At 62.6% G+C, this 22295-nt stretch carries 16 protein-coding genes, 1 pseudogene and 1 riboswitch; of the genes and pseudogenes, 8 read left to right on the top strand and 9 right to left on the bottom strand.

What is annotated here, in order from left to right; translation table 11 throughout:
- Positions 1-274: 274 nt before the first annotated feature.
- Together HAP54_RS04165 and HAP54_RS04170 are read right to left on the bottom strand one after the other, a co-directional pair.
- Positions 275-1404 (bottom strand): IS3-like element ISRj2 family transposase gene (locus HAP54_RS04165; RefSeq protein WP_166204126.1). Its coding sequence is split into 2 segments (ribosomal slippage): positions 275-1152 and positions 1152-1404, totalling 1131 coding nucleotides; the frame shifts between segments, so codons are not numbered across the junction.
- A 257-nt stretch (positions 1405-1661) separates the two neighbouring features.
- A complete protein-coding gene (locus HAP54_RS04170) occupies positions 1662-3098 on the bottom strand; it encodes an IS701 family transposase (protein ID WP_166307160.1) in 1437 nt (478 codons plus the stop codon).
- Positions 3099-3232: 134 nt separating this feature from the next.
- On the opposite strand from HAP54_RS04170, the gene HAP54_RS04175 reads away from it, so the two are divergent.
- A complete protein-coding gene (locus tag HAP54_RS04175; protein WP_166202952.1) occupies positions 3233-4567 on the top strand; it encodes an IS1182 family transposase in 1335 nt (444 codons plus the stop codon).
- Positions 4568-4593: 26 nt separating this feature from the next.
- Here the strand turns inward: HAP54_RS04175 and HAP54_RS04180 are convergent, their stop codons facing one another.
- The gene (locus HAP54_RS04180) at positions 4594-5412 is read right to left on the bottom strand and encodes an AraC family transcriptional regulator ligand-binding domain-containing protein (protein WP_175619361.1); all 819 of its coding nucleotides are present in this window, start codon (positions 5410-5412) and stop codon (positions 4594-4596) included.
- Between the two features lie 22 nt (positions 5413-5434).
- On the opposite strand from HAP54_RS04180, the gene HAP54_RS04185 reads away from it, so the two are divergent.
- Positions 5435-5653, top strand: coding sequence for a hypothetical protein (locus tag HAP54_RS04185; RefSeq protein ID WP_166298858.1), 219 nt, complete (start codon positions 5435-5437; stop codon positions 5651-5653).
- A 732-nt stretch (positions 5654-6385) separates the two neighbouring features.
- Here the strand turns inward: HAP54_RS04185 and uca are convergent.
- From uca to HAP54_RS04215, 6 genes and pseudogenes are all read right to left on the bottom strand, one after another.
- Positions 6386-9928: an urea carboxylase gene (uca, locus tag HAP54_RS04190; protein ID WP_166298859.1), complete on the bottom strand. Its 3543-nt coding sequence runs from the start codon at positions 9926-9928 to the stop codon at positions 6386-6388.
- Positions 9929-9931: 3 nt separating this feature from the next.
- Entirely contained in the window at positions 9932-10585 is a 654-nt protein-coding gene (locus HAP54_RS04195) for an urea amidolyase associated protein UAAP2 (protein WP_166298860.1), read from the bottom strand.
- The gene (locus HAP54_RS04200) at positions 10582-11427 is read right to left on the bottom strand and encodes an urea amidolyase associated protein UAAP1 (RefSeq protein WP_166298861.1); all 846 of its coding nucleotides are present in this window, start codon (positions 11425-11427) and stop codon (positions 10582-10584) included. Before HAP54_RS04200 ends, HAP54_RS04195 begins: the two co-directional genes overlap by 4 nt.
- Positions 11424-12257 carry an ABC transporter ATP-binding protein gene (locus HAP54_RS04205; RefSeq protein WP_166298862.1) on the bottom strand — a complete coding sequence of 278 codons (834 nt, stop codon included), beginning with the start codon at positions 12255-12257 and terminating at the stop codon, positions 11424-11426. The genes HAP54_RS04200 and HAP54_RS04205 overlap by 4 nt, the downstream gene beginning before the upstream one ends.
- Complete coding sequence (locus tag HAP54_RS04210; RefSeq protein ID WP_166298863.1) at positions 12254-13072, bottom strand: ABC transporter permease; 819 nt, start codon at positions 13070-13072, stop codon at positions 12254-12256. The genes HAP54_RS04205 and HAP54_RS04210 overlap by 4 nt, the downstream gene beginning before the upstream one ends.
- A 43-nt stretch (positions 13073-13115) precedes the next feature.
- Positions 13116-14188, bottom strand: a pseudogene (locus tag HAP54_RS04215) (putative urea ABC transporter substrate-binding protein).
- Positions 14189-14266: 78 nt separating this feature from the next.
- Positions 14267-14377: riboswitch (guanidine-I (ykkC/yxkD leader) on the bottom strand.
- Between the two features lie 730 nt (positions 14378-15107).
- Between HAP54_RS04215 and HAP54_RS04220 the strand changes: the two are divergent.
- From HAP54_RS04220 to HAP54_RS04245, 6 genes are all read left to right on the top strand, one after another.
- Complete coding sequence (locus HAP54_RS04220) at positions 15108-17078, top strand: AMP-binding protein (RefSeq protein WP_166307415.1); 1971 nt, start codon at positions 15108-15110, stop codon at positions 17076-17078.
- Positions 17075-17860, top strand: coding sequence for an ABC transporter ATP-binding protein (locus tag HAP54_RS04225; RefSeq protein ID WP_166298864.1), 786 nt, complete (start codon positions 17075-17077; stop codon positions 17858-17860). The genes HAP54_RS04220 and HAP54_RS04225 overlap by 4 nt, the downstream gene beginning before the upstream one ends.
- A 9-nt stretch (positions 17861-17869) precedes the next feature.
- Positions 17870-18799, top strand: coding sequence for a branched-chain amino acid ABC transporter permease (locus HAP54_RS04230; RefSeq protein ID WP_210297576.1), 930 nt, complete (start codon positions 17870-17872; stop codon positions 18797-18799).
- A 15-nt stretch (positions 18800-18814) separates the two neighbouring features.
- A complete protein-coding gene (locus tag HAP54_RS04235; protein WP_166298865.1) occupies positions 18815-19942 on the top strand; it encodes a branched-chain amino acid ABC transporter permease in 1128 nt (375 codons plus the stop codon).
- A gap of 106 nt (positions 19943-20048) precedes the next feature.
- On the top strand, positions 20049-21374 hold the full coding sequence (locus tag HAP54_RS04240) for an ABC transporter substrate-binding protein (protein WP_166298866.1): 1326 nt from the start codon (positions 20049-20051) through the stop codon (positions 21372-21374).
- A gap of 76 nt (positions 21375-21450) precedes the next feature.
- Positions 21451-22293 (top strand): ABC transporter ATP-binding protein, encoded by an 843-nt coding sequence (locus HAP54_RS04245; protein WP_166298867.1) that lies wholly within the window; start codon positions 21451-21453, stop codon positions 22291-22293.
- Positions 22294-22295: the final 2 nt, after the last annotated feature.

The following is a 22295-nucleotide window of genomic DNA, read 5'->3' on the forward strand; positions in this document are numbered from 1 at the left end:
GTCATGCGACATGTCTACACCGGGGTGCCGACAGCGTCCAATCAACGGCGAAGTGCTAGGGCAAGATGAGTTTACTTCAAATCGAGCAACGGACTCCACCTCGCCCCGCGTGCGGGGAGAGGTCGGAAAGAGCTGGCGCCGGTTGTTTGGACAGCGCCCCGCGGGATTTAAGTGGATTCCTGCCGGGTTATGCTGAACGCGGGGCCTTACGATTTTGTCGTTGCGTCGGGAGGGCGTAGCCCGACCAGAGCGACGACAAAATCGTCGGCGACGGTCATGCGGCCATCACCATAGCTTGCGTGCCGAAGTAAGCCTCGTCGGGCGTGCGCCCGTCAAGGCTCGAGTGAGGGCGTCCCTGATTGTAGAAGGCCAGATACTTGGCAATTGACGCTCGCGCCTCGGACACGCTGTCGTAGGCGCGGAGATAAACTTCTTCGTATTTGACCGTGCGCCAGAGCCGCTCGACAAACACGTTGTCGCGCCAGGCGCCCTTGCCGTCCATGCTGATGGCGATCTTCGCGTCCAGCAGCACATCGGTGAACTCGAGGCTGGTGAACTGGCTGCCCTGGTCCGTGTTGAAAATCTCGGGCCTGCCGTGCTTCGCCAACGCCTCCTGGACCGCTTCGACGCAGAAGGCCGCCTCCATTGTGATCGAGACGCGATGGGCCAGGACCCGTCGGCTGAACACATCGACGACCGCCGCGAGATAGACGAAGCCACGCCGCATCGGAATGTAGGTGATGTCCATTGCCCACGCCTGGTCGGGCCGCTCGATCTTCAATCCGCGCAACAGGTACGGGTAGATCTTGTGACCCGGTGCCGGCTTACTCGTGTTCGGGCGACGATAGACCGCCTCGATCCCCATGCGCTTCATCAGCGTCGCGATGTGGCGGCGACCGGCGTATACGCCCTCCCGCCGCAGCAACGATCGCTGCATACGCGCTCCCGCGAAGGGATAATCGAGATGCAGCTCATCGAGCCGACGCATCAAGGCAAGGTCCTCGGCCGAAACTGGCCGAGGTTCATAGTAGACCGTGCTGCGAGCCAGCTTCAGGACCTTCGCCTGGCGCACGATAGAAAGATCATGACCGCGGTCGATCATCGCTTTGCGCTCAGCAGGCCCGCCTTGGTGAGCGCGCCGGACAAAAAATCGTTTTCCAACGCCAGCTCGCCGATCTTGGCATGTAACGCCTTCAAATCGACCGGCGTCTCGGCCGACGCCTTGTCATGCCCAAACACGCCGGCGGCGCCTTCCAGGAGCTGGTTTTTCCAGATCGTGATCTGGTTCGGATGAACATCAAACAGTTGCGCCAGCTCCGCCAGCGTCTTGTCGCCTTTGACCGCAGCCAAAGCAACCTTCGCCTTGAATGCCGGAGAATGCATCCGGCGGCTCTTCTTCGTCATCTTCGCTCCTGATTCGCGGCAAGAATCCTCGCCGCTGTCAGGCAGAAAATCCACTCAAGCTACTGTCCGAATTTGCGGAGCCAGCTCTGAACGCATCGTTAGATGCGTTCCGGGTGAGGGGGAGCCTCCGCAAGCGCAGCTATCGCCGAATACGCGGAGACGGCCCCTCACCCCAACCCTCTCCCCGTTAAGAACGGGGAGAGGGAGCGCAGCGTCTTCGTGGTTGCTATCCAACCTAATCTCATCACGTCCTAGTCCTACTGCGTCACAAACGATGATCTGTCTAGTGGTCGAACTTGATCGCACAACAAGGACATCTCGACAGCGTTCGGACGAGCCCATGTTCGAGGCGCCGTCGCATCGTCGCGATCGAATTTGGAATGTGACGTTGGGTCCGCAGCGGCAAATCCGCGGGGTCTGTAATCTGCGGGAATGCGATCGAGCAGGATCGGCCGGGCGTGCCGAGTGCCTGAGGGGGGAATCGTCTCCCGCTCGGAGATCAGGAATCCGTAGGCTGCGATGCACATTGTTGCGTGATGATGAAAGCCGCGCCAGCCGCGTCCCTCGAAGTGGCCGAGCCCGACCTCCTGCTTGAGTTCCTGATAGTCGCGTTCGATGCGCCAGCGCAATTTAGCCGTCTCAACGAGAGTCCGGAATGCCACATCCTCCGGCAATGTCGAGAGCCAGTATTTGGTAGGCTGGTCCTCGCCTTTTGGCCATTCGATCAGCAACCATTCCTCCAATCGCCGGGTGGTTTGCCAATAATCACGATGCGCGGCACGGACCCGCACGCGGGCAAAGCGCGAGGTCAGCTTTTCGTTCGTTCCTTGCCGCCACGTGATGGTGCGCCAAGCTTTGTCCGGCAGGCCGATCGCGAGCGCCTTGACGGCGGCCGGCTGATGCTGACGGTTGCGGCGCATCAGTTTCGGTGGACGGCCGCGGCCCGACCATGGCTTCGGCGGCAAGGGACCGGTACCGGGCGCCCATACCGTTGTGCTCGACAGAAGACCCGCCACATAGGTCAATCCCAGCGCCGTGATCTCCGTGCGCAGGTCGCTGTTATTGCCATAGCCCGCGTCCATCAGTACGACACCGCGTGGAAGGCCGCTCGCGCAGGCCCACCGCAACTGCTCCAGCGCGATCTCCGGCTTGGTCCGGAAGCCAACTTCGGCAGGAATGCCCACCTTGCGCCGCCGATCGCAGTCCTCAGTCCATTCCTTCGGAAGATAAAGGCGATAAGCGACAGGCAGGCTGGCGTGGTGGTTGGCAATCGACAGTGACACCGCCACCTGACAATTATCCTGCTTGCCGAGCTGCCCGCAATATTGCCGTGCAACTCCAACTGAATGTCGGCCCTGCTTGGGAAATCCGGTATCGTCGATGATCCAGGCTTCGATGGGGCCCTGGCGTTCAATCGCCGGCAGGACCATCTCACGTACCTTGCCCAGCACCTTCTCATCCGACCAGGCGCCGCTGCCGACGAAATGCAGCAGCGATTGATGCTGGGCGGCCGTCCGTTCCGGAGCTGTCACCGCCGCCATCGACTCCACGCTCTTGCGACCGCCACAGGCCATCAGGCCGACGCAATAGTCGCGCAGCGGCGCCTTCCGATCAGCATGACCGATGACACTGGCAAGCCCTTCCAAATACGTCGCAAATCGCTTCTCGCTCGTCTTGGTGCCACGCCCGCTCATGTCGGCCTCTCGACTGATGGTCCGTGCTTCATCCATCGCTGATTCTGGCCGGCGGTTTTGTGACTCAGTCAGACTAGGAGCTTGTCTGGATAGTCGCTGTTCAAATCTGGTCGGGTCTGATTCAACATTGGGCGATGAGCAAGTATTTTCGGCCTTGGAACATCGATCAGACGCTGCTTCTGCCGCCGAATGTGCAGGACTTCGTGCCGAAAGGCCATGTCTCGCGGTTTATGGTTGATCTGGTGCGGGAGAGCCTCGATCTCAGGGAGATCATGGGCAGCTATGTGAGCGGGCTTGGGCAGCCGCCGTTTGATCCGCGGATGATGGTGGCGCTGCTGCTGCATAGCTATGCGAGTGGGCTGTATTCGTCGCGTCGGATTGCCAAGGCCTGCCGGGAGCGGAACGATTTTGTGATGATCGTGGCGCTGGATGCGCCGGATTTTCGGACGATCAGCGACTTTCGCAAGCGACATTTGAAGGCGCTCGGCGCGCTATTCGTGCAGGTTCTGAAGTTGTGCGAGACGGCCGGGCTGGTCAAGCTCGGTCATGTCGCGCTGGATGGTACGAAGATCAAGGCGAACGCGTCGAAACACAAGGCGATGAGTTATGAGCGCATGAAGAAGCGCGAGGCGGAATTGAAGGCCGAGGTCGCTCGCATGCTGGCGGCCGCCGAGGCGGCGGATGCCTCGGAGGATGAGACTTTCGGCAACAGCGACGAACTGCCGGACTGGACCGTCGACAAGCAGAAACGGCTGGCGAAGATCCAGCAAGCGATGGCGGCGCTGGAAGCGGACGCCAAACTGGCGGCGGAGGAAGAGCGCCGCATCGAGGCCGAAAAGGAACAGCAGCGCCAGGCCGAAGGCCGCAAGAAGCCGGGCAAACCGGCGGCGCTGCCATCGGAGGAACCCAATCCCAAGGCGCAACGCAACTTCACCGATCCGGAAAGCCGCATCATGAAGTCGAAGGATGGCTTCGTTCAGGCCTATAATGCCCAGGCGGCCGTCGATGCACATGCCCAGATCATTGTCGCGCAAGAACTGACCCAGCACGGCAGCGATCAGGGCCAGTTGGTGCCCCTGATCGAGGCCATCGAGAGCAATCTTGGCCGCAAGCCGCGGCAGGCCTCAGCGGATTCCGGCTACTGCAGCGAAGCCAATCTCGAAGCGCTCGACACACGCAGCATCGATGGCTATGTCGCGCCCGGACGCGCCAAGCACCCGACAGTAGCGAACGGAAAAGTCGGCGGCCCGCTGACACAGGCCATGCGAAAGAAGATCGACGATGGCGGCTTCGAAACACCCTACCGATTGCGAAAGCAAGTGGTGGAGCCGGTGTTCGGGCAGATCAAACAGGCAAGAGGCTTCCGCCAGTTCCTGTTGCGGGGCATCGAGAAAGTGCGCGCCGAGTGGACAATGATCTGCACCGTCCATAACCTCCTCAAGCTGTTCAACCTCGCAAACGCAGCCTGAGCCTGCTACTCTACAACAAATGCCCGTCACGAAAACATATCTGGACGGGCTCCTAGGACATTCGAAAAGCCCACACTCTCAGACGACAGGGCCCGAGCGAGAGTACTCCGGCTCATGCCAAGACGGCGCGCGACTTCCTCAGCGTTGGCTTCGCCGTGCGGTGGCAGCTGGGCGATCTGGTCTTCGACCCGAGACCGCACGCTGGTCCGTCTAGATGCCCGGTTGCTCAGCGCTTCGTCGGCATATTGAAGCAGTATCTTGTTGAGATGCAAATCGGCTCCCACGGAGGGTAACGCGGCGATCTGGGAAGGAAACAGCATCTCATCCCTGTCGGCTGCGAATTCGATGTCGCATCCGACGAGAGATCGGACATCCAAGGGTGTTTCTCGTCTGTAGTGCTTCAGTTTGATTTGCTTTGGGGCCAGCCTGCCGTCAGTCAGCGCGCGGCAGATACGAAGAAGCGTAATCAGCCAGAATTCCGCATGGTGGCGATCTGACGACCTGTCGATGTTGACATATTCGAATCTAATGGCGAATCCGCGCTCCAGAGACGACCGTAGCCGCACCCCCTCGTTGTTGATCGCGCAGTAACGTCCCCCAATTTGCAGGGCGTCACCGAGGTGCTCCGATGAAGCCATGACGTAGTACAAAAGCCCGATCTCCCCCAGTTCGAAGCCTTGAGCCAAATGGAAACCAAAGCAGTCGTCCTGCAATTCCCTGGCAGCTAGCTCAAGCAGTCTTATCTGTGCTCGCGCGTCGATGCGGCGCTTGCGGTCTTCAACATCGTCGATCGTCAGGCCTGCGGCTGACACGATCGGAGCCAGCTCAATTTGTGCATCCCGCATTCGGGCACATGCGAGACGCGCTATGCCCCCGGCAGAGCTTGGTATCGATGGCAAGGTGCTTGCAAGGCGTTTGGCGATCTTCATCCGGCACCGAACTGTGTTATCGCCAAACGTCGAGGGCTTCGAGCACCGCATTTTGACCTATGTCAAACAAGCCGATCCGTTCGAGGCATCCAGCCTGACAAGATCTCGCAATCAAATGACCCAGGATCACAAGACGTTGGGGAGGCAAATCATCTAGCCGATTGCTTCGCGGCCGTTCCATTTCTGCCTTGAACCGACGGCAGTTGGCTCCAACCGGGCCCGCGCAAGGGTGAACTTATGATGGGCGCGGTCATGGATCGGGAAAAACTTCAGGTGGAACGGATGATTGACGCCAGTACGAGCGGCCATATGAGCTAGGTCGTGGGCGGACAAGGACGTGCTCAACAGAGCGGAACTCATCGATCAATCCATTACCTGATCACCGAAGCCGGGACTCCGGGCACTTGGCATTACTCGTTCTTCATCGGCGATCGCAACTTCGCGGGCAAGGTCCAGGCGGTTTTAGGATTGCTGGCGGCACGCCGCGTAAGGATGAAGATCGATCGGCTGTTAAAGCACAATGCGTCAATGGCGACTCATACAGATGCCGCAGTCGAACCGGATGTCTCTCAGCGCCCGCCCCCACCTATTGCGAGTGACGCCTCTTCAACCACTTTCCCCGATAGTCCGGAGTTGGCGCCGCTAAAAGCCGAAGCTTCAAGCACTGTGGCGTTTACCTGCGAGGCTTGCAAGTTTGTTTACGAGGCCGTGCAGGTTCGCGCTGCCGCCAGAGGGGTCTTTCGCTGCACCGCCTGTTGGTGGCCAGTCCATCGATGGGATGGCGAGTATGATTATAAGGGCTGGCGGCGGCTTGAGAAAGACGTCGAGCCGCCGCCTCCGCTCGCCCCCGCCGGCCGGTCCCGAGGAATAGCACAGCAGGCGTACCCACCTAACCCGGCCAGATCAACGCGACCACATCTCCGGCGCGCAGCGTCTGCCCGGGCTTCACCGGCACCGATGCAATCCGGCCCGCTGCGGGCGAGAGCACGCTAATCTCCATCTTCATCGACTCGATGATGGCAAGCACGTCGCCGGCGGCAACCTCGGCGTCCTCCTCGACCAGGATCTTCCAGATGTTGCCGGGCACTTCAGAGAAGGCGCCGATCTGACCGTCGGGAATACCCGTCGCGGCGACACCTGCATCGATCGAGTCCGCCGGCGCCTCGTCGAGCTTCATCTCGCGCCAGCGCTGGCGCTCGGCGTCGAATGCGGCCTGCTGGGTTGCCTTGAACGCCGCGATCGATGGGCGCGCCGCGGCCAGGGATTTCGCATAGTCGGCGTAGGAGAACTCGCCTTCTTCGATCCTGATGTCGTATTGGCCGTGCGGAAACGCGGCGCGGGCGTCGAGCAGCTCGTCGGCATCGACCGGGAAGAAGCGGATCTTGTCGAAGAACCGCAGCAGCCAGGGATGGCCGGGCTCGAACACCCGCGTCGTGCGCCAGCTGTTCCAGACCTGGACGGTGCGGCCGAACAGCTGGTAGCCGCCCGGCCCTTCCATGCCGTAGATGCACATATAGGCGCCGCCGATCCCGACCGCGTTCTCCGGCGTCCAGGTCCGCGCCGGATTGTACTTGGTGGTCACCAGCCGATGCCGCGGGTCGAGCGGCGTCGCCACCGGCGCGCCGAGATAGACGTCACCGAGGCCGAGCACGAAATAATCCGCATCGAACACGATGCGGCGGACGTCGTCCTCGCTGCCGAGCCCGTTGATGCGGCGGATGAACTCGACATTCGAGGGACACCACGGCGCATCCGCACGCACCAGCTCCTGATACTTGCGCATCGCAAGCTCGGCCTGCGGATCGCGCCACGACAGCGGCAGATGCACGGTGCGGCTCGGCACCCGCATGGCGTCGACCGGCGGCAACTCGCGCTCGATCCGCCTGAGCATGTCGAGCAGCTTTTGCCGCGACAGCGCCGTGCCGTCATAATGGATCTGCAGCGAGCGGATGCCCGGCGTCAGATCGATCAGGCCACCGAGTTTTTCCGCCTCCAGCGCCTGCGCCAGCACGTGCACGCGCAGCCGCAGCGCGATGTCGAGCTCCATCGGGCCATATTCGACCAGCAGATTGTCGTCACCGGCGCGGCGATAGACCACCGGGATCGGGCCATCGTCATTGCGTCTGACCACCGCCGAGCCAAGCTCGGGCGCCCGCAGCACCGTGGGTCCGGCAACCGGATCGTCGCGTTTCACCGGCACGAAGCGGACGGTGTCGCCGGGCCTGAGCTGGCCAATCTTCCAGAGCTCGTCGCGCGCAACGACCGCCGGACAGACGAAGCCGCCGAGGCTCGGTCCGTCGGGGCCGAGAATGATCGGCATGTCGCCGGTGAAGTCGATCGAGCCGACCGCATAGGCATTGTCATGAATGTTCGACGGATGCAGCCCGGCCTCGCCGCCATCGGCGCGGGCCCAGCGCGGCTTCGGACCGATCAGCCGGACGCCGGTGCGCGCGCTGTTGAAATGCACCTCGTAGCTCGCCGCAAACAGCGTCTCGATGTCCTCGTCGAGGAAGAAGTCCGGCGCACCGTGCGGGCCATAGAGCACGCCGATCTGCCATGCTGACGCGAGCTCCGGCCGCTCGCTTTCCTCTGCGCGTCGCGGGGCTGCAAGGCTCGGCGTCTCGGCACCGATATGCAGCACGTCGCCGGCCTTCAGCGACCCCGTCGCATGGCCGCCGAAAGCACCGAGCGCAAACACCGCGCGCGATCCGAGAATCTCCGGCACGTCGATGCCGCCACGCACGGCAAGATAGCTGCGCTGGCCCGCCCCCCGAATGCTGCCGATGACGAGCGTCTGGCCGGCGCGCACCGTGACCGGCTCGTGATACGCAACCTCGGCGCCGTCGAGCGATGCCTTCATTTGAGCGCCCGACAGCGCGACGATCGCATCGGTGTTGAAGCGCAAAGTCGGGCCGTTGACCGTCAGCTCCAGCGCGGTCGTCGTCTCCGGGTTGCCGACGACGCGGTTGGCGAGGCGGAACGACCGCTCGTCCATTGGGCCGCTCGGCGGCACGCCGACATGCCAGAGATGCAGCCGGCCGGGCAATTCCTGCACCCCGCTCTGCGCGCCGGGCGCGACGACGTCGATGGTGCGGGGACGATAGGCGAACGCGCCGAGCACGCTGGTCGCGACCTGCCCGCTGCGGAACACGTCCGACGCCGCGATCGCCCGCAGATAGGCGAGATTGGTCTCGATGCCGGCCACGACCGTGTCATCGAGTGCCTGCGTCAGCTTCGCGATCGCGGCCTCGCGGGTCTCGGCCGACACGATGATCTTGGCCAGCATCGGATCGTAGAACGGCGACACTTCCGTGCCGGTCTCGATCCAGCCGTCGATCCGCGCATCCGGCGAGAAGCTGACCTGCGTCAGCCGGCCCGCGCTCGGGCGGAAGCCGGCGCCCGGATTCTCGGCATAGAGCCGCACCTCGATCGCCGCGCCTTTCGGCGTGAGCGCGCCGGCCTGGCCCAGCACATCCTCGCCGGCCGCCTGCCGGATCATCCATTCGACCAGATCGACGCCATAGACCTGCTCGGTGACGGGGTGCTCGACCTGAAGACGGGTGTTCACCTCGAGGAAGTAAAAGTCCTCGCGCTCGACGTCGTAGATGAACTCCACCGTGCCGGCGGATTCGTAAGCGACCGCCTTGCCGAGCGAGACCGCCGCCGCATGCAGCCGCCGCCGGATGTCTGCTGAAAGCCCCGGCGCAGGGGTCTCCTCAAAGACTTTCTGGTTGCGCCGCTGCAGCGAGCAATCGCGTTCGCCCAGCGCCACAACGTCTCCCTTGCCGTTGCCGAAGATCTGCACCTCGATGTGGCGCGCACGGGCGACGAACCGCTCGAGATAGACCCGCGCGTCGCCGAAGCTTGCCCGCGCCGTGCGTTGCACCGATTCGAATCTCTCACGCAGCGTCGCCATGTCGTGGCAGAGCTGCATGCCGATGCCGCCGCCGCCCGCCGTGCTCTTCAGCATCACGGGAAAGCCGATCACGTCAGCCTGCTGCACCGCCTCATCGATGGTCTCGAGCAGGCCGGAGCCCGGCAGCAGCGGCACGCCGCTGCGCTCGGCGATCTCGCGTGCCTTGTGCTTGAGGCCGAAGGCGTCGAGATGCTCAGGCCGGGGCCCGATGAACTTGATGCCGTGCTCGGCGAGCCGCTCGGCAAAGCGGCGATTCTCCGACAGGAAGCCGTATCCGGGATGCACCGCCTCTGCGCCGGTCGCAAGACAGGCCGCCATGATCGCGTCGACGTTGAGATAGCTCTCGGCCGCCGGCGCCGGGCCGATCCGCACCGCCTCACCGGCGTCGAGCACCGGCCGCGTGAAGCGGTCGGCGTCGGAATAGACCGCGACCGAGCCAATGCCCATGCGGTGCAATGTTTTGCCGATCCGCCCGGCGATCTCGCCGCGGTTGGCAATCAAAACCTTGCTGAACATGCCTCACGCCTCCGGCTCGAAGATCGTGGCATCGAAGATCGTGACTTGCACCGCCGTCGGGAAAAAGCCGTTGCAGGGATTGTTGATCTGGGGACAGTTCGAGATCAGGCACAGCACGTCCATCTCGGCCACCAGCTCGATGGCGTCGCCCGGCTTGGAGACGCCGTCGACCACGGTGAAATTGCCCGCGGGATCGATCGGCACGTTCATGAAGAAGTTCAGGTTCGGCACGATGTCGCGCTTCGACATGCCGTATTTCGCGGCCTCCAGCACGAAGTTCTCGCGGCAGGCGTGCTGGTAGCGGGTCTGGTGTCCGAACCGCACCGTGTTGCTCTCGCAGGAGCAGGCGCCCGCCGACGTGTCGTGCAGGCCGCAGCTATCCGCCGTGACGCGCAGCATCACGCGGCCTTCATTGGACATGATCCTGGTGCCGAGCCCGACATAGGCCGAGCCCTGTGCACGCAGCGTATCCTGGCCGCTGTAGCGCTCCTGATAGTCGTCGGCACGATAGAACAGCGTGTCGACCGCCTGCTGGCCATGGGTGTCCACAATCCGCAGCGTCTGTCCCTTGCGGATGACAGCCGACCACGGCTTGCGGGCGGGAATTTCGGCGTCGAGAACGATGCGGCCGGCGGAGCGAGCGGATTGCGTGGTCATCGCACGGCTCCTTCCAAGGTCTGGCCGAAATACAGCGCATTGTTCTCAAAGGCACGGATCGCCTCCGCGGTCGCGGTGCGGCACAGATCGTCGGCCGCGGGCGCACCGGCGCGGTAGCGCACGACCTCCACGCTCGCTTGCGGATAGGTTGCCGCCGGATCGAGCGGATGCGGACAGTTCGACAGCGCGATCAAGAGATCCATCTCCGCACGCAAATCGACGAAATCGCCCTTTTGCCGGCGCGCGCCGGACCAGACAAACTTGCCTTCCGCGTCGATGGCGACCGGTGCAAAGAAGCTGACGCAGGGATGCACGTCGCGGCGATCGAGCCCGAGCTTGGCGGCGGCCAGGATGAAATTGTCGCGGGTGTTGCGGAAATTGCCGTCGCCGTACTTCGCCTGGTTGGTCGCCGCGGTCGAGCCGCCGACCACGGCATCATGCGCGGCGCTGGTGTCCTCGGTGATGCCGAGCAACGCGCGCCCCATGTCCGACAGCAGCACCCGCCCCTTCTGCAGCCGCGCCGCCCACTGCACCTTGATGGTGTCGGCATGGTTGAGCCGCTCGATCGGATCGGCGCTGTTCCAGGCGAGCAGGCTGACGGTGGAGATCCCTGACGAGTTCACGATGCGCAGCGCCTCGCCGCGGTTCAGCCGCGTGGTCCAGTACCAGCCGGCCGGAATGGTTTCCCGGTGAATGACCGTGTCGGCGGCGATCGGCGCGGCGTCGCGCGAGGTCGGCTGTGGCAGCGCGCGCGGCGCGTGCTCCTGCCCCGCCGCCTTCAGCTCGTTGTAGCGTCGGGTATGCGCCGCGACCTCGGCCTTCTGTTCCTCTGTGAGGATCATGGTTGCTCCTTCAAGACGAGAGCGCCGGGCCGTCCCGGCTGATGCTCCTTGCCTGACCGGGTCGTCCCGATCGGAGCTGGTTGAACTGATGACCGCAGCTCGGCGCTGCGGCGTGGAAAGATCTCGAGATCGCGCGACACGGTGGCGCCATAGCGGTCGCGCTCCTCAGGGCGGTTGCGCTGCCGCTCCAGCGCGATCACGCGCGTTGCGAGCCCGAACGCTTCACTGAGGTCGTGCGTCACCATCACGACGGTCAGATGGGTCTCGTTCCAGAGCCGCTTCATCAAAACATGGATGTCGGCGCGGATTCCCGGATCGAGCGCGCCGAACGGCTCGTCGAGCAGCAGGATTCTTGGCTCGCGCATGATCGCCTGCGCCAGCGCGAGGCGTTGCTGCATGCCACCCGACAGCGCGGAGGGATATTTGTTCTCCTGGCCGGCGAGCCCGACCTCGGCAAGCAGTTTCATGGCATCATCGGCGGCGGCGCGGCGCGCGGCGCCGAACAGCCGGGCGGTGAATTTGGCGTCGCGCAATTCGCGGCCGAGCATGACGTTCTGCAACACGGTCAGATGCGGAAACACCGAGTAGCGCTGAAACACCACGCCGCGATCGGCGTCCGGCTCGCCGGGCAGCGGCTTGCCGTCGACCAGGATCTGGCCGCGGCTCGGCTGCTCCTCGCCGAGCAGCATACGGAGCAGCGTGGTCTTGCCGCAGCCGGACGGGCCCACCAGCGCAATGAAGGCGCGCGGCTCGACCTCCATCGTGATGCGCTCCAACACGATGTGGTCGCCATATTCCTTCCAGACGTCGTCGAAACGGATCGCACTCATTCCGCCCTCACCGAGGCAAACCAGGGAAACAGCCTGCGTTGCATGACGCGCAGGCCGACATCGATCAGGAACGCCAGCAGCGTGATCCAGGCGACGTAGGGAATGATGACATCCATCGCGAGATAGCGGCGCACCAGGAAGATCCGGTAGCCGAGCCCGGAATCCGAGGCGATCGCCTCGGCCGCGATCAGGAATAACCACGCCGGCCCGAGCTGCAGCCGCAACACGTCGATCAGCCGCGGCAGGGTTTGCGGCACCGCGACGCGCAGCGCGATCTGCCAGGTCGAGGCGCCGAGCGTCTGCGCCTTGACGATCTGCTCGCGCGGCAGCTCCTGCACCTTCATCGCGAGGTCGCGGATCATGCAGGGCAGCGTCCCGATCACGATCAGCGCGATCTTCGAGTTCTCACCCAATCCCATCACGATGAACAGGATCGGCAGCAATGCCAGTGGCGGCACCATCGAGGTCACCGACACGAACGGCCCGAGCAGGGCGTTAGCGCCCGGCAACAGCCCGATCACGATGCCGAGCACCAGCGCCGCCACCGTCGAGATCGCCAGCGCCGACCCCAACCGCCCCAGGCTGGCGACGGTGTCGGAGGCCATCAGATAGCTGCCGGTGCGCGGGTCGACCTCGAACGCCATCTGCTTGACGGCCTGCACCATGTTGGGCAGCGCCGGCAGCAGCTTGTCGTTCGGGTTTTGCGCGAGCCGCGCGCTGGAGCCGGCGAAGTAGGCGATTGCGACCAACAGGAACGGCAGCGCGAGCAGATAGAATCGCGTCTGCCGTCCCGGCCGTATGTTCACAAGTCGCATGGTCGGCTCCTGCCTGAGGCGGGCGATACGTCAGAGCCTGGCGTCAGAGCTTGCCCTTGGCGGCTTCGTCCATGTAGGTCGGGTCGAAGCGCAGCTTGACGTTCGACTTGTCGCCCAGCACCGACTTGTCGGCGAGCTCGATGCCGACGGCGTCGGCCGATTTCGCACCCTTGCCGAGCAGATCCTTCTCGAACAGGAACTTGCGCACCCGGTCCATGGTCGCCCCAACCGTCTTGCTGCGCGTAAAAGCTTCGGCATCGGTGCCTTGTCGAACAGTTTGGTGGTCGAGAGCTGGCTGTCGAAACCGGCGAGATCGGTGCCGGAGGCCTTGGCCATCGCCTCCTTGGCGGCCTTCGCCGCGGGATCGTTCGCGGTCATTTTGGAGATCGTCTCGTACCAGATGCCGACCAGCGCCTTGGCGAAGTCGGGATTGTCCTTGGCGACCGCCGTGTTCACCACCATCAGGTCCATGATCTCGCCGGGGATCTGCGAGGAGTCGAACACCTTCTTGGCGTCGGGCGAGCCAAGGACTTCGGTCACAATCGGATTCCAGGTCACGACTGCAGTGACATCAGGTGTCTTGTAGGCCGCCGCGATGTCGGCATCGGAGGTGTTGATGACCTTGACGTCCTTCTCGCTCAGCTTGCTGGTCTCGAGCGCGCGCGCCAGCAGATAATGCGACACCGAGAACTCGACCAGGTTGACGGTCTGCCCCTTGATCGCCGCGAGGTCCGGCTTGTTCTTGAGGATCACGGCGTCGTTGCCGTTGGAGAAATCGCCCATCACGACCGCGGTGGTATCGACGCCGCCGGCGGCGGGAATCGACAGCGCGTCCATGTTGGTGATGGTGACGGCGTCATAGCCGCCGGCGGTGTACTGGTTGATCGATTCGACGTAGTCGTTGAACTGCTTGACCTCGATCGCGATGCCGTATTTGTCGGCCCACTTCTTGACGATGCCGGTGTCGGCCGCATAGCCCCACGGCATCCACCCGACATAGATCGACCAGGCGACCTTGAAGCTTTTCTTCGGCGCGGCGTCGGCGCCTGATACGGCCGCGAGCGCAACTGCGCAGCCGACGACAACAGAGCGGAGGAAGAAACTGAATTTGTGCATTGCCGATCCCTCTTGCGAAACTTCACAAAAAGGGACTGGCGAAAAGACCATCGCTCCGCCAATCCCTTGGCTAACGAGGTCTCCCGGGCTTTTATCCCGCCGTGCACCTGCGGGAATGTCTCCCCCGCAAGCGGCTGCTCTCGGACCAGCACCTTGTCTCCCAAGGTCGGAACCCTAGCGGCCAACTCAATGCCTGTGATGCACGACACGTGCCACAGCGCCGGTATTTGAATCTCATAAGATTTTTTGGCGCGGGTCGCTCCGACGCGATGGCCGCTTGCTCAAAAACTGCGCAGGCCTGCCCAGAAATGGCTCTGTCATTTCGCCGGCGACCTCCGCAGGATCACGCTATCCTGATGTCGAGAGGGACGTTCGATGCGCAAGCTCTTGAGTGCCCTCTGGCGCGGACTGCATGGCCGGTACGGCCTGACGCCGCGATGCGACGTCGGCGGTCCAAAACGGACCGGGACGCGGGCTCACTGATGCGCAGCATACCCTTATCGAGCGAGTTGGACGAGCGTAGGGTAGATGGCAGCAAGCCTGTCCTATCGCGTCGCGGCCCGACGACGGGGCTTGATTCTATTGACCTGAGGCTCGCAGATCGAACGACGTAGCGTCTGTTCTCGCGCTCAGCCCGTCAAAGACTCGCCGGGCATTGGGGCTACCCCTTCTGAGCCGATTAGCCTGGTGGCAGAAACGTTCTTGATTGGTTGGCTGCAAGATTCGCTTCTGGAATGGCGGCCAGTCCGCCCTGCCGGAGGACTGCCCCGCGGATGATCGGTCAATCTGGCACTTGTAGGACTCCCGATCCGCTGTCATCTTGGAGCATGCGGAACTCGCATGGCTGCTGCCCGAAACGGGCCGGCGTCACCATAAGCAGGGGCGAACCAACGCGCCGGTTTTTGGGATCGAGACCGACATGGCCGGTGGCGGATCGTTTGACACGTTCCCCAAATTGCTGCTGCGGAATGCAGCGCAGTTAGGCACGCGTCCGGCGTTTCGGCACAAGGATCTTGGCATCTGGCAGAGCTGGACCTGGGCTCAAGTTGCCGGGATCGTCCGTGCCTATGCCGCGGGTCTGCATCGGCTTGGTTTGCGGCAGGGTGAGATAATCGCGGTCGTTGGCTCCAATCGGCCGAAGCTCTACTGGACCATGATGGCAGCGCAGGTGCTGCGCGCGATTCCCGTTCCGGTTTACGCTGATGCAGTGGCCGACGAACTTGCTTTTGTGCTCGCCCACGCCGAGGCGAAGCTGGTCGCGGCGCAAGACCAGGAGCAGGTCGACAAGATCCTGTCGGTGTCCGATCGATTGCCGCAACTCGACAAGATCGTCTATGACGAGCCGCGCGGCCTTGATGGCTATGATGACGGTCGACTGATCGCAATCGGTGATGTCATCGAAGACGGCCGCGTAGCGCTTGCGGCTGACATGGCGCTTGGCGAACGGATCGATGAATACGTGCAGGCGGGCAACGGTTCGGACATCGCAGTCATCCTCTACACTTCGGGAACGACCGGCGCGCCGAAGGGAGTCATGCTGTCCTCGCGAGGCTGCATCGATGCTGCGACCGACACCACGCGGTTCGACAGACTGACCGACAGGGACGTGGTGCTCGCCTATCTGCCGCTGGCCTGGGCCGGCGATCATTACGTCAGCTACGTGCAAGGCCTCGTGGCTGGATTCTGCATGGCGTGTCCCGAGAGCGGCGACACGATTGAGCAGGATCGGCGTGAGATCGGACCAACCTTCTACTTAGCCCCACCACGCGGTTTTGAGGCCATGCTGACGCGGCTGATGGTCCGGATGGAGGACGCGGCGCCGATCAAGCGGCGATTGTTCAGCTACTTTCTGGACGTCGCGCGGCGGTATGGCGAGCCAGTCTTGACGGGACGTCCGGTGCCGCTGTCAGGCCGATTGCTCTATGCGCTCGGACGTTGGCTGGTCTACGAGCCTCTCAAGAACGTTCTTGGCCTCTCTCTGGTGCGCATTGCATACACTGGAGGTGAAGCTATCGGTCCGGAACTGTTCGCGTTCTACCGCTCGATCGGTCTGAACCTGAAGCAGCTCTACGGCCAGACCGAAGCGTTCCTCTATGTAACGTGCCAGCCCGATGGCGAGATCTACTCGGATACGGTTGGTCCGCCGGCGCCCAATGTTGACATTCGCATAGCGGAATCGGGCGAAGTGCAGTTTCGCTCGCCCGGCATGTTCCTCGGATATTTCAAGGATCAGGCAAAGACCGCGGAAGCTATGTCGTCCGACGGATACGTCAGGACTGGTGATGCAGGCTTTTTCGACGAGAAGACCGGGCATCTGAAGATCATCGATCGTGCGAAGGACGTCGGTCGGCTGGCGGACGGCACGATGTTTGCCCCGAAGTATCTCGAGAACAGACTGAAGTTCTATCCAAATATCAAGGAAGCGGTCACTTTCGGTGACTCCCGAGATTTTGTTTGCGCGATGCTCAACATCGACCCGGTCGCCGTCGCGAATTGGGCGGAACGCAACAACGTCGCCTACGGGTCGTATCAGGAACTGGCCGGGCATCCGCTGGTCTACGACATGGTCGCGAATCACGTTGCCGAGGTGAACCGCTCGCTTGCAAAGGAAACGGTGCTGGCGGGCGCGCAGGTTCGCCGCTTCCTCATCCTGCACAAAGAGCTCGACGCGGATGACGGTGAATTGACCCGCACGCAGAAGGTGCGCCGCCGGTTCATTGCCGAGCGCTATGCGCCGCTGGTCACGGCGCTCTACAACGGCTCGCAGGAGGCCGACATTTCCACCGAGGTCACGTTGGAGGATGGTCGCAAAGGTACGATCGCGGCACGGGTCAAGGTGCGCGACATGCAAGTCATCGGTCCGACAGAATCGCTGGGACGAGCAGCATGAGAGCGCCGGACACCAACGAAATCCTGCTCCAGGTCGAGGGCGTGGCACTGGCCTTCGGCGGCGTCAAGGCGCTGCGGGACGTTTCGTTCAACGTCAGAAAGGGTGAAATTCGAGCCATCATCGGCCCCAACGGCGCCGGCAAAACCTCGATGCTGAACGTCGTCAACGGCTTCTATCATCCCAACCATGGCGCCATCACCTTCAAGGGGCGCACACGGGCCAGAATGCAGCCTTTCGAGGCAGCACGCGGCGGCATCGCGCGCACCTTTCAGAATGTCGCCCTGTTCAAGGGCATGAGCGCGCTCGACAACATCATGGCAGGCCGCAGCCTGAAGGTGCGCCGGGGGCTGTTGTGGCAGGTGCTGCGTTATGGCCCTGCCCTCGCGGAGGAGGTCGAGCATCGGCGCAAGGTCGAGGAGATCATCGACTTTCTGGAGATCGAGACAATCCGCAAGGTACCGGTTGGGCGTTTGCCATACGGCTTGCAGAAGCGTGTCGAACTCGGTCGCGCTCTCGCGATGGAGCCCGACCTTCTTCTCCTCGACGAGCCGATGGCAGGCATGAACCTCGAGGAGAAGGAGGACATGTCGCGGTTCATCACTGATGTGAACAACCATTACGGCACGACCATCGCCTTGATCGAGCACGACATGGCCGTGGTCATGGATCTGTCGGATCGCGTAGCGGTGCTTGATCACGGCGTAAAGATCGCCGACGGCACGCCTGATGAAGTCAAGAGAAGTCAAGCCGTCATCGACGCATATCTTGGCGTCGCGCATTGAGGTGCGTCCATGATCGCACTGGGTCAGTTTCTCGAGGTCCTTATCGGCGGATTGATGTCCGGCGTGCTCTATTCGCTGGTCGCGCTCGGCTTCGTGCTGATCTTCAAGGCATCCGGCGTATTCAATTATGCTCAGGGAGCAATGGTATTGCTCGCGGGATTGGCGTTGGTTCGCTCCCTCGACCTCCTGGTCGCCAACGGCTTTCCGCTTTGGGTCGCGGTCGTCCTCGCTGTCGGGTTTGCCGCCGTGATCATGGCGGCAACGGCCTGGCTCATCGAGCGGTTCGTGATCGGACCTCTGGTCAACCAGGACGGCCTGACGCTGTTCATGTCGACGATCGGCGTGACATTCGTCATCGAGGGCGCCGCGGAGATGATCTTCGGATCGGATGTCTACCCGTTGCGGCTGTTCCCGACCGACGCCTGGTTCTTGTTTGAAGGCTTGTTCCCGGGTGGGATTCTGGTCAACAAGCTGGACGTCTGGGGCGCGTTGATCGCAGGCGTCCTGGTCGCCGGCCTCGCAATTTTCTTTCAGCGCACCAAGACCGGTCGCGCACTCAGGGCCGTGGCCGACGACCATTTGGCCGCGCATTCAGTCGGTATCCCGATCAGTTGGATCTGGTTCGTCGTCTGGCTTGCCGCCGGCCTCGTTGCGCTGGTCGCGGCGACCGTGTGGGGGACCAAGCTCGGCGTGCAGTTCTCCATCACTTTTCTCGCCCTGAAGGCGCTTCCGGTTCTGATCATCGGAGGCCTCACCTCGATTCCGGGAGCCATCGTCGGCGGGCTCATCGTGGGGGCGGGCGAGAAGCTTGCCGAGGCGTATCTAGGGCCATCCATCGGTGGCGGTATCGAATATTGGTTTGCGTTTGTGTTGGCGTTGGCGGTGCTGCTCGTGCGGCCGCAGGGGCTGTTCGGCGAGCGGATCATCGAACGTATCTGAGACAAGGAGTTCGTCGTGCTTTATCGCGAGGCCGGCCAGTTCAAGACGAGCTACGCGGAGGACATGGCGATCTTTCCGATCCGTCAGGACCGTATTGCGCTCGCCGTCTTGCTCGCGATCGCTTTCGTTGGCGTGCCGCTGTTGGCCACCTTCCGTATCTGGCCGTTCCGCACCGACTATCTGTTGTGGGCGATCTTGCTGCCCTTCCTTATCCTGGCGCTCGCCGCCATCGGCACGAACATACTTGTCGGCTATTGCGGCCAGATTTCGCTCGGCAGCGGCGCGTTCATGGCCATCGGCGCCTATTCCGCCTACAAGCTGGCGACCGGCGTTCATATCCCGCTTGCCTGGCTTGGCTTCGCGATCTCGATGCCGCCGTTGCCCGTGCTGGCATCCATTCTGCTTGGCGGGTTCACGGCGGCGGGTGCCGGAATCCTGTTCGGCATTCCCAGTCTGCGGATCAAGGGTCTCTACCTGGCGGTCGCAACGCTCGCCGCGCAGTTCTTCTTCGATTGGGCGTTCCTGCGAATTCCGTGGTTCACCAACTACGCTCCGTCGGGATCGGTCAATGCACCGGCGCTGGATTTCTTCGGCATGGTCGTTCGCACGCCGGTCGAGCGCTACTTGCTGTGTCTGCTCTTCGTGACCGTGATGGCGGTGTTGGCGAAGAATCTCGTTCGCGGCAATCTCGGCAGGCAGTGGATGGCGATCCGCGACATGGATATCGCCGCCGAACTGATCGGCATCCGGCCGCTCTATGCCAAGCTCACAGCCTTCGCGGTCTCTTCATTCATCATCGGGGTGGCGGGTGCGCTCTGGGCGTTCGTCTACCTCGGTTCATGGGAGCCGCTTGCGTTCTCGATCGACCGCTCGCTGGAGCTTTTGTTCATGGTCATCATCGGCGGGCTCGGATCGATCATGGGCTCGTTCATCGGGGCGGCTTTCATCCTCATCGTGCCGATCATGCTGAATGTGATTCCAACCGAACTCGGCCTGCCACTGTCGACGCAAACGATCACTCACCTCCAGTTCATCATCTTCGGATCCCTGATCTGTTATCTGCTGATCAAGGAACCCCATGGCTTCGCCCGGCTGATATCGATCGGCAAGGAGAAGCTCCGACTTTGGCCGTTTCCATATTGAAGGAGCGATCGCGCCTCGATCGCAACGTGGATGGCGGCCGCTGACAACCGAGAGGAAAGAAGCATCGCAGACGGAAAAGAGGGGCTTTAAGGAGGAGGATATCAATATGGCAAGTATTGCACGCAGTGTATTGATACTGGCGACCGCCTTGGCCGGCGCGGCGTTCAGCGCACCGGCCGCAGCGCAAAACGAGCAGTTCATTCCAATTCTGTCCTACCGGACTGGACCGTACGCCGTGAACGGCGCGCCCTACGCAAACGGCGTTGCCGACTACTACAACCTGATCAACGAGCGCGACGGCGGCATCAACGGCGTCAAGCTTCTGGTCGAGGAGTGCGAGACCGCCTACGCGACCGACAAAGGCGTCGAGTGCTATGAGCGTCTCAAGAGCAAGGGACCAACCGGCGCGGCCTTCATCAATCCGCTGTCGACCGGCATCACCTTCGCGCTCACTGAAAAGACCGTGACCGACAAGATCCCGATCATCACGATGGGGTACGGCCGTGCCGATTCCAAGAACGGCGCGGTGTTCGCGTATAATTTTCCGTTGCTCGGCACTTATTGGTCCGCGGCCGATATCGCGATCCAGCACGCCGCCAAGGAGCTCGGCGGGTTCAACAAGCTGAAAGGCAAGAAGATTTCGCTGCTGTATCACGACAGCCCCTATGGCAAGGAGCCGATTCCGATGCTGCAGGTGTTGGCGCAGAAATACGGCTTTGAGTTCACGCCGATCCCCGTCACGCATCCCGGCGTCGAGCAGAAGTCGCAATGGCTGGCGATCCGCCAGAATCGGCCGGACTATGTGCTGGTCTGGGGCTGGGGCGTCATGAACAGCACGGCAATCAAGGAAGCAGCGGCCGTTGCCTATCCGCGCGACAAGATGATCGGTGTTTGGTGGTCGGGCGCAGAGCCGGATGTGACGCCCGCGGGCGATCAGGCCACGGGTTACAAATCGTTGATGCTGCAGCATGGCGCGGGAAAATTCCCGGCACACGCGGACATAGAGAAGTACGTCTACGCCAAGGGCAAGGGTTCGACAGAACCTGGCAAGATCGGCGAAGTTCTCTACAACCGCGGCATGACGAACGCCATGCTCGGCGTGGAGGCGATCCGCAAGGCGCAGGAAAAGTTCGGCAAGAAACCGCTGACGGGCGAGCAGGTCCGTTGGGGGCTTGAGAACCTCATCCTCACCGCTGATCGGATCAAGGAACTCGGCTTTGAGGGGATGTTGAAGCCGGTCAGCATTTCCTGCTCCGACCACGAGGGCGCGCGCTACGGGCGCGTCCAGCAATGGGACGGCAAGGGTTGGAAAGTGATCTCCGACTGGTACACGGCCGACGAATCGCTCATCGAACCGCTCGTGGCCGATGTGTCCGCGAAGTATGCCGCGGAGAAGAAGATCACGCCGCGCGACTGCGCGAAGGAAACCTGAGCCCGTGCAAGTGATCCGGGAGGCAGGTTTGCCTGCTCCCGGATCCCGGCCCCTGCTACAGTTTGGAGGTCTGCGCGTGTCAATCGCCAAGGTCGTCACCGCTGCGTCGGAAGCGGCAGCTCTGATTCTATCGGTCAACAATATCGAGGTTGTCTACGATCACGTCATCCTCGTGTTGAAGGGCGTCTCGCTGGAGGTCCCGCGAGGCGGCATTGTCGCGCTTCTCGGCGCCAACGGCGCCGGCAAGACGACGACGCTGAAGGCGATCTCCAATCTGCTGCACGCAGAGCGCGGCGAGGTCACCAAGGGCTCGATCCTGTTCAACGGCGTCGAGGTGAAGTCCTTGTCGCCAAACGACGTGGTGCGACGCGGCTGCATTCAGGTGATGGAGGGGCGGCGCGCCTTCCCTCATCTTACGGTCGAAGAGAATCTCCTGACCGGCGCCTTCACGCGCAGGGATGGCAAGTTCGCGATCGCGCAGGATCTGGAACGGGTCTATGCCTATTTCCCCCGTCTCAAGGAACGGCGCGGTTCCACCGCCGGCTATACGTCCGGCGGGGAGCAACAGATGTGTGTGATCGGGCGCGCGCTGATGTCGCGCCCGAAGATGATCCTGCTCGACGAACCTTCGATGGGCCTCGCGCCCCAAATCGTCGAGGAGATCTTTGACATCGTGAAGGACCTCAACGTCAAGGAAGGTGTATCGTTTCTTCTGGCCGAGCAGAACACCAATATGGCGCTCAGATATGCGAGCCACGGCTACATCCTCGAGAACGGCCGCGTGGTGATGGATGGCGAAGCGCGCGCCCTCGCCGCCAACGAGGACGTCAAGGAGTTCTATCTTGGCATCGCCGGCGACAAGCGAAAATCATATCGCGATGTGAAGCACTACAAGAGGCGCAAGCGTTGGCTCGCTTAGCC

Origin of the sequence: Bradyrhizobium sp. 2S1, from assembly GCF_011516625.5 — a bacterium.
Lineage (GTDB): Bacteria > Pseudomonadota > Alphaproteobacteria > Rhizobiales > Xanthobacteraceae > Bradyrhizobium > Bradyrhizobium septentrionale.